The sequence below is a fragment of the Pseudacidovorax intermedius genome (genome assembly GCF_001476815.1).
GTDB lineage: Bacteria > Pseudomonadota > Gammaproteobacteria > Burkholderiales > Burkholderiaceae_C > Xenophilus > Xenophilus intermedius_A.
In genome coordinates this window covers 1-6,667 of record NZ_LDSL01000111.1, presented here as the reverse complement: position 1 = coordinate 6,667, position 6,667 = coordinate 1, and the positions used below count along the sequence as shown (strand labels likewise).

Here is a 6,667-nt window from a genome sequence, read left to right as displayed (position 1 = left end):
CGCCTGCGCTTGACTGAAGAGAGCACCGGCAGCCTGCGGCTGCGGTGCGGACTCCAAAGCAGCGGCGCCACGCCTCGAATTCGAGCGTGGCGCTTTTGTTCGTCCGGGCTGCCTGGGCGCGCTTACGCCTCCTTACGGCTATCACGGTCATAGGCGCTTTGGCGGGTGGCGGGAAGGGTGCCGAAAATTAGAATGCCGGCCGTGCTGCAACAACGAACCCTCAAGTCCATCACCCGCGCCGTGGGCGTCGGCCTGCACAGCGGCCAGCGCGTGGAGCTGACGCTGCGGCCCGCGCCGGCGGACACGGGCATCGTGTTCCGGCGCGTCGACCTGCCGGAGCCGGTGGACATTCCAATGCGGGCCGAGGCGGTGACGGACACGCGCCTGGCGTCCACGGTCTCGACCGGCGGCGCCAAGGTGCAGACGGTGGAGCACATCATGTCGGCCTGCGCCGGCCTGGGGCTGGACAACCTCTACATCGACATCACGGCCGACGAGGTGCCGATCCTCGACGGCTCGGCCTCGTCCTTCGTCTTCCTGCTGCAAAGCGCCGGCATCGAGCTGCAGAAGGCGCCGCGCCGCTTCATCCGCGTGCTGCGGCCCGTCGAGATCCGCGAAGGCGCCGGGGACCAGCTCAAGTGGGCCCGGCTGGAGCCCTACCACGGCTTCAAGCTGAGCTTCGAGATCGACTTCGACCACCGCGTGGTCAACGCCACCGGCCAGCGCTACGAATTCGACCTGGGCGTGGGCCAGTACGCCCGCGACATCGCCCGCGCGCGCACCTTCGGCTTCACCAAGGAGGTCGAGTACATGCGCAGCAAGGGCCTGGCCCTGGGCGGCGGGCTGGACAACGCCATCGTCATGGACGACCACAAGGTGCTCAATGCCGGCGGCCTGCGCTACGACGACGAGTTCGTCAAGCACAAGATCCTCGACGCCATGGGCGACCTCTACATCGTCGGCAAGCCGCTGCTGGCGGCCTACAGCGCCTTCCGCTCGGGCCACGCGCTCAACAACCGGCTGCTGCGCGAACTGCTGGCCCAGCCCGATGCCTACGAGGTCGTGACCTTCGAGGACACGCGCCAGGCCCCGCGCGGCTTCGGCGAGATCGCCCGCGCCTGGTAAGGCACGCGACGCTGCCGCATGCTGCTCTTCCGCTGGGTCATCCTGCTGCTGCTGCTCGTGGCGGGCGTGTGCTTCGCCTTCTATGCGGCCACCGGCCAGATGCGCTACCGGCGCCTGGGCTGGATCGTCTTCAAATGGACGCTGATCGCGGCCCTGGGCTTCTTCGCGGTGCTGTTCGCGGAGCGCATCGCCTAGACGCGCTGGCGCGCCCACGGGCCCGCGCCGCGTCAGGCGTCCCGGCTCAGCGGGAGCGTCCGCCCTTGTAGAGCCCGCTCGCCTTGGGCGCCAGCGTCGTCGCCGCGCCCAGCCGTGCCCGCACCCGTCCGACCTGCGCATGGGTGATGGCCAGGCCCAGCGCATCGGCAGCGTCGCTGCCGGGCAGGCCGGGCAGTTCCAGCAGCCGCCGCACCATCTCCCGCACCTGGTCCTTGGCGGCGCGGCCGTGGCCGGCCACGGCCTGCTTCATCTGCGTGGCGGTGTATTCGGCCACCGGCAGGCCGTTCGTCACCAGGGCCGTGAGGCAGGCGCCGCGGGCCTGGCCCAGCAGCAGCGTGGACTGCGGGTTGACGTTGACGAACACGATCTCCACCGAAGCCGCATCGGGCTGGTAGCGCGTGCTCAGTTCGCCGATGCCGTCGAACAGCACCTTGAGCCGCGCCGGCAGTTCGGTGGTCGCCATGTGACGCGTGCTGATCGTGCCGCTGGCCACGTAGCGCAGCGCATGGCCGTCCACGTCCACCACGCCGAAGCCGGTCGTCTGCAGGCCAGGATCAATGCCAAGGACGCGCATGTCAATATTCCTCGGTCCTGAATGCCGTGCACAGCGTTTGATCCCCGCGCGGCCGTAAGCGTACAAAGGCCGCGGAGCAGGCCATGCGCGTGCACCCGCGGAACTGGCTTTGCCAGGCCGCAGGGTGCGCCCCCCTCCAAGCCGAAGGCGCAAGAGAGGGGGGAGCCGCGAAGCGGCATGGGGGGTGCCTTTTCTTCTTCATGCGTTGAAGTACCAGCGCACGGAATGGAAGAAGATGGGCGCCGCGAAGCACAGCGCATCCACCCGGTCCAGCAGCCCGTTGGCGCCGGTGATGCCCACGCCCTTGCGGCCCCAGTGCGGCACGCCGCGGTCGCGCTTGAGGGCCTTCATCACCAGGTGGCCCATCGACCCCGCCACGCAGGCCACCAGGGCCGCCGCGAAGGCCTGCCAGAAGCGGAAGGGCGTGATGAAGGACAGCAGCGCGCCGACGAAGCTGGCCACGCCCATGCCCACGCCCCAACTGGCCCAATTGAAGCTGCGGCTGATGTGCGGTGCGATGGGGGCGCGCGGCCGCAGGATCTGGCGCAGCAGGCCGCCGCGTGCCGGCGGCGCCGGCGGGCCGGCCTGGGTGTCGCCCGACGTGGCCACCAGCCGGCGGTAGATCAGGTGCTGCGCCAGCATGCAGGTCTGCACCGTCGCCACGAGGAAGAACACCAGGAAGGCGTTCTTGCCGTCGTAGCCGGGGAACTGCAGCAGCAGCAGCGCCGGCACGTGCGACAGGCCGTAGACGCAGACCATGATGCCCCATTGCAGCTTGGCATTGCGTTCCAGGAAATGGTCCGGGTCGTCCGCCAGCGCCGCCACCGTGGGCAGCGCCAGGAAGGCATACACGGGGATGAACACCGTGAACAGGTCGAAGCGGGCGGTGCCCACCAGCACGAACTGGATCGGCAGCACCACGAAGAAGGCCAGCAGCAGACTGCGGTGGTCGCCGCGCCGGGTGGGCGAGAGGGTGATGAACTCGCGCAGCGCCAGGAAGGCGATCAGCCCGAAGAGCACCGTGGCCACGGTCTCGCCCAGCGCCCAGCCGATCCAGAAGACGATGACCATCACCCAGGTGGTGCTCAGCAGCGCGCGCAGGTGGGCGAGTTCCTCTTCCCAGGCTTCGCCGTGCACGCGGTGGCGGCGCTCGCGCAGGCCGACGAAGAACAGGGCCGCGCTGGCGAGCGCGAGGATGCCGAAGACCAGCACGAAGAGGGCGGCCACCTGTGCCGAGGGGCCGAGGTTGCGAAGGACGTTCTCCATGGCGCCGCGTCCCTTCTACACGTCGCGCAGGGCCACCACGGCCTCGCGTGCCCGGTCCAGGAAGGCGCGGCGCTCCTCGCCCGGTGCCACGCGGATCGGCGCGCCGAAGGTCACCGAGCAGAGGATGGGCACCGGCACCACCTCGCCCTTGGGCATGACGCGCTGGACGTTGTCGATCCAGGCCGGCACCAGCACCACGTCGGGGAACATCTGCGCCAGCGTGTACAGGCCCGACTTGAACTTCTGCGGCACGCCGGTGTGGCCGCGCGTGCCTTCGGGAAAGATGATGATCGAGTCGCCGCTCTTCAGCGCGTCGATGAGCGGCTGCAGCGGCGCCATCGGGTCGGGCGGCGGTGCGCCTTCCTCGGCCGGCGCGGGCGTGCCGCCACGCTCGACGTAGATGGCGTTGAACACCTCGGTGGTGATCCAGCGCTTGAAGGTCGAGTTGGCCCAGTAGTCGCGCGCGGCGATCGGGCGCGTGATGCTGCGCAGCTCGCCGGGCAGGGCGGCCCAGATCATGACCAGGTCGATGTGGCTCTGATGGTTGGCGAAGTAGATGCGCTGCTCGGCCTTGGGCGGGCAGCCCCACCAGCGCGCCTGGGCGCCGGTGAGCAGGCGCGTGACGCCCAGCAGCAGGGCGCCCGTCAGCTTGGCAAGGTACATCGGTCGATGATACGGGCGGGGGTCAGGGCAGCTCGACCGCGCCCATGCGCGCGCCGATGGTGCCGGCGCGGCTGTTGAGGTAGGCCGAATAGGGCCGCTTCTCGTAGAACTTGGGGCTGGGCAGCATGACCGCCAGCCGCGCCGCCTCGTTGGCCGTGAGCCGGTCGGCACCCTTGCCGAAGTAATGGCGCGCGGCGGCCTCGGCGCCGAACACGCCTTCGCCCCATTCCACGCTGTTGAGGTAGAGCTCCAGGATGCGGCGCTTGCCGAGGAAGAGCTCCAGCAGCTGCGTCAGCACCAGCTCCTGGCCCTTGCGCAGCAGCGTGCGTTCGCCCGAGAGCAGCAGGTTCTTGGCCAGCTGCTGGCTGATGGTGGAGCCGCCGCGCAGTTGCGGCGGGCGCACCGGCTTGCCCTGGGCGGCGGCGCGGGCGGCGCGGCGCGCGGCCAGTTCCTCGGCACGGGCGTTGCGCTGGCGGGCGCGCTCGATGGCTTCCCATTCCACGCCGCCGTGGTCGACGAAGGCGGCATCCTCGCTGGCGATGACGGCGCGCTTGAGCGGATCGGCGATGCGGTCGTAGGGCACCCAGGACTGGCGCCACTGGGCGCGGATGCCGTCCTGCCGCAGCAGGCGCCACATCTCCGAGCGCTGGAAGGCGGTGGACTGCGGATCGACCACCGCCATCAGCGCGATGCGCAGCACGAAGAAGAGCTGCAGCGCCACACCCGCCAGCAGCAGGCAGAGCAGCCAGCGGCCGAGCGGACGCATCATGCGGCGGCGTCGACCAGGGCGCGCAGCTCGGCCAGCACCGGCGCGGCATCGGGCCGCACGCCGCGCCACAGCGCGAAGGATTCGGCCGCCTGGCCGACCAGCATGCCCAGGCCGTCGCAGCCCGTCGCCCCATGTGCGCGGGCCCAGGCCAGGAAGCCCGCGGCGGCGGGGCCGTACATCATGTCCACCGCCAGCGCGCCTTCGGCCAGCACGCGCGCCGGCACGGGCACGCCGGCACCGGCCAGGCTGGTGGCGGTGCCGTTGACGACGATGTCGAAGCGCTCGCCCCGGCCCAGCGCGTCCAGGCCCTGGGCCGCCAGGTCGCAGCCGGCGCGCGCGGCCACAGCGGCATGCTGCGTGACCAGCACCTCGGCCTTGGCGGCGGTGCGGTTGGCCACCACCAGCCGTGCCGGCCGCGCGTCGAGCAGCGGCCCCAGCACGCCCGCGGCAGCGCCGCCGGCGCCGATCAGCAGCACGCGGGCGCCGGCCAGGCTGCGGCCGGCATGGTCCTGGATGTCCGTCACCAGGCCGGCGCCGTCGGTGTTGTCGCCGAAGACGCCGCCGTCGGTATCGAAGCGCAGGGTGTTGACGGCGCCGGCCAGGCGCGCGCGGTCGCTCAGGCAATCGCCCGCCAAGGCCGCGGCGTCGAACTTGCACGGCACCGTGACGTTGCAGCCGCCGGCCCGATCGCCGGCCGCCTGCGCCTCGCGGCGGAAGTCGGCCACGGCCTGCACGAAGCCGCCGGGCGCGACCAGGCGGCGGCCGTAATCGAGGGTCTGGCCGGTGAGTTCGGCGAAGCGGGCGTGGATCCACGGCGAGCGGCTGTGCGCCACCGGGTTGCCCATCACGCAGTAGCGGTCCATGGGAATCTGAAGCGGTCGAGGAAGGAGGGGACGGGGCGCAGGCCGCTCACGGCGAAGGCAGACGGCTCACGGCGGCGTGGCCGTGGACATCTGGGTCTCCAGCGTCTCGTCCCGCGTGAAGCGGAAGCGCGAGGGCAGCACGATCTGGTCGGCCTGGCGGCGCATGGCGTCGGTGAAGGGGCCGAAGTTGCCCAGGCTGCGCACGATGGCCTGGGCACGGCGGTCGAGGTCGGCATTGCCCGAGCTCTCGACCAGCTCGGTGGCCAGCAGCCGCCCGTCGTGGTTGACGGTGATCAGCAGCGTGAGCTGGCCGTAGAGCTTCTGGCCGCGGGCTTCGGGAAAGTTCTCGGTGCCGCGCGCCTCGATGCGCCGGCGCAGGGCGTCGACGTAGCCGGCATAGGCCACTTCGCGCGTGGAGGGGCTGATGTAGCGGCGCTTGGGCCGGGCGTTTTCTTCGTTGACGCGCCGCTCGATCTCGGCGAGCAGGTCCAGCAGCTGGCGGCGGCGCTCTTCCTGGGCCTGGCTGTCGGCGGTCTGGCCGGTGTGCGTGGGGTCCGGCGCGGGCAGCGAGGCCAGCTGCTTGCGCACCCGCGCCAGCAGCATCTGCTGCTGCTCCTGCAGGGCATCGATGCGGCGCTGGGCCTCGTCGGCCGAATCGCCGACGGCGCGGAAGGCCGAGGGCGGCAGCGGGCTGGTGGCGCGGCCACGGTCCAGGTCGCCGCCGCCGGCCAGCGTGGCCTGCGCCAGGGCGGCGGGCTTGGGCGGCAGGTCGGTCTGCGGCGTGCGCGCATTGACGAGAATGATTTCCAGCGGCGATTCCTGCAGCACCCGGTCGAAGGCGGCCGGGTCGGCGAAGCGCACGCCCAGCAGCACCGCGTGCACCAGCAGCGAGGCGCCCAGCGCCATCTGCAGCGGAGTCAGGTCGGCCAGGCGCATGGCGGTCGTGCGGTGTCGCGGCGCGTTCAGGCGGCGGGGCTGGCGGACGCGGCGGCCTCGGGCTCGGCGTCGTTGACGTCGACGGCGATGGTCAGCGCGCCGGCCGTGGGCTCTTCCTCGTCCGCTTCGTCGGCGGCGGGCGCGGCCTCGGCATCCAGGCGCTCGATCACGCTGCCGCTGACGGCCAGCGCGATCTCGTCGATGTCGCCCAGCCGCAGCCGCACGCGGGCACCGCGCGGCAGGCCCTGGGCGCCG

At 71.7% G+C, this 6,667-nt stretch carries 8 protein-coding genes and 1 pseudogene; 2 read left to right on the top strand and 7 right to left on the bottom strand.

The window, feature by feature from the left end; all coding sequences use genetic code 11:
• The first annotated feature begins 201 nt into the window (after positions 1-201).
• Together lpxC and NS331_RS26775 are read left to right on the top strand one after the other, a co-directional pair.
• Positions 202-1,125: a UDP-3-O-acyl-N-acetylglucosamine deacetylase gene (lpxC, locus tag NS331_RS17075; protein ID WP_058643167.1), complete on the top strand. Its 924-nt coding sequence runs from the start codon at positions 202-204 to the stop codon at positions 1,123-1,125.
• An 18-nt stretch (positions 1,126-1,143) separates the two neighbouring features.
• Positions 1,144-1,320: a hypothetical protein gene (locus NS331_RS26775; RefSeq protein WP_193758142.1), complete on the top strand. Its 177-nt coding sequence runs from the start codon at positions 1,144-1,146 to the stop codon at positions 1,318-1,320.
• Between the two features lie 46 nt (positions 1,321-1,366).
• On the opposite strand, the gene ruvC is transcribed toward NS331_RS26775, so the two are convergent.
• The 7 genes and pseudogenes from ruvC to NS331_RS26770 form a co-directional block, all read right to left on the bottom strand.
• Entirely contained in the window at positions 1,367-1,915 is a 549-nt protein-coding gene (ruvC, locus tag NS331_RS17070; RefSeq protein ID WP_058643165.1) for a crossover junction endodeoxyribonuclease RuvC, read from the bottom strand.
• A 198-nt stretch (positions 1,916-2,113) separates the two neighbouring features.
• Positions 2,114-3,181 carry a phosphatidate cytidylyltransferase gene (locus tag NS331_RS17065; RefSeq protein ID WP_058643164.1) on the bottom strand — a complete coding sequence of 356 codons (1,068 nt, stop codon included), beginning with the start codon at positions 3,179-3,181 and terminating at the stop codon, positions 2,114-2,116.
• A 15-nt stretch (positions 3,182-3,196) separates the two neighbouring features.
• Positions 3,197-3,844, bottom strand: coding sequence for a lysophospholipid acyltransferase family protein (locus tag NS331_RS17060; RefSeq protein WP_058643163.1), 648 nt, complete (start codon positions 3,842-3,844; stop codon positions 3,197-3,199).
• Positions 3,845-3,866: 22 nt separating this feature from the next.
• Positions 3,867-4,610: a monofunctional biosynthetic peptidoglycan transglycosylase gene (mtgA, locus tag NS331_RS17055; protein WP_058643166.1), complete on the bottom strand. Its 744-nt coding sequence runs from the start codon at positions 4,608-4,610 to the stop codon at positions 3,867-3,869.
• Entirely contained in the window at positions 4,610-5,476 is an 867-nt protein-coding gene (gene aroE / locus NS331_RS17050) for a shikimate dehydrogenase (RefSeq protein ID WP_058643162.1), read from the bottom strand. The genes mtgA and aroE overlap by 1 nt, the downstream gene beginning before the upstream one ends.
• Before the next feature lie 66 nt (positions 5,477-5,542).
• On the bottom strand, positions 5,543-6,412 hold the full coding sequence (locus NS331_RS17045; protein WP_058643161.1) for an energy transducer TonB: 870 nt from the start codon (positions 6,410-6,412) through the stop codon (positions 5,543-5,545).
• A gap of 26 nt (positions 6,413-6,438) precedes the next feature.
• Positions 6,439-6,667, bottom strand: a pseudogene (locus NS331_RS26770) (RNB domain-containing ribonuclease); the annotation flags it as partial.

Coding starts and splice junctions, on each gene's coding strand:
- NS331_RS26775 (WP_193758142.1), top strand. CDS start 1,144: ATGCTGCTCTTCCGCTGGGTCATCCTGCTGCTGCTGCTCGTGGCGGGC.
- ruvC (WP_058643165.1), bottom strand. CDS start 1,915: ATGCGCGTCCTTGGCATTGATCCTGGCCTGCAGACGACCGGCTTCGGC.
- NS331_RS17065 (WP_058643164.1), bottom strand. CDS start 3,181: ATGGAGAACGTCCTTCGCAACCTCGGCCCCTCGGCACAGGTGGCCGCC.
- NS331_RS17060 (WP_058643163.1), bottom strand. CDS start 3,844: ATGTACCTTGCCAAGCTGACGGGCGCCCTGCTGCTGGGCGTCACGCGC.
- mtgA (WP_058643166.1), bottom strand. CDS start 4,610: ATGCGTCCGCTCGGCCGCTGGCTGCTCTGCCTGCTGCTGGCGGGTGTG.
- aroE (WP_058643162.1), bottom strand. CDS start 5,476: ATGGACCGCTACTGCGTGATGGGCAACCCGGTGGCGCACAGCCGCTCG.
- NS331_RS17045 (WP_058643161.1), bottom strand. CDS start 6,412: ATGCGCCTGGCCGACCTGACTCCGCTGCAGATGGCGCTGGGCGCCTCG.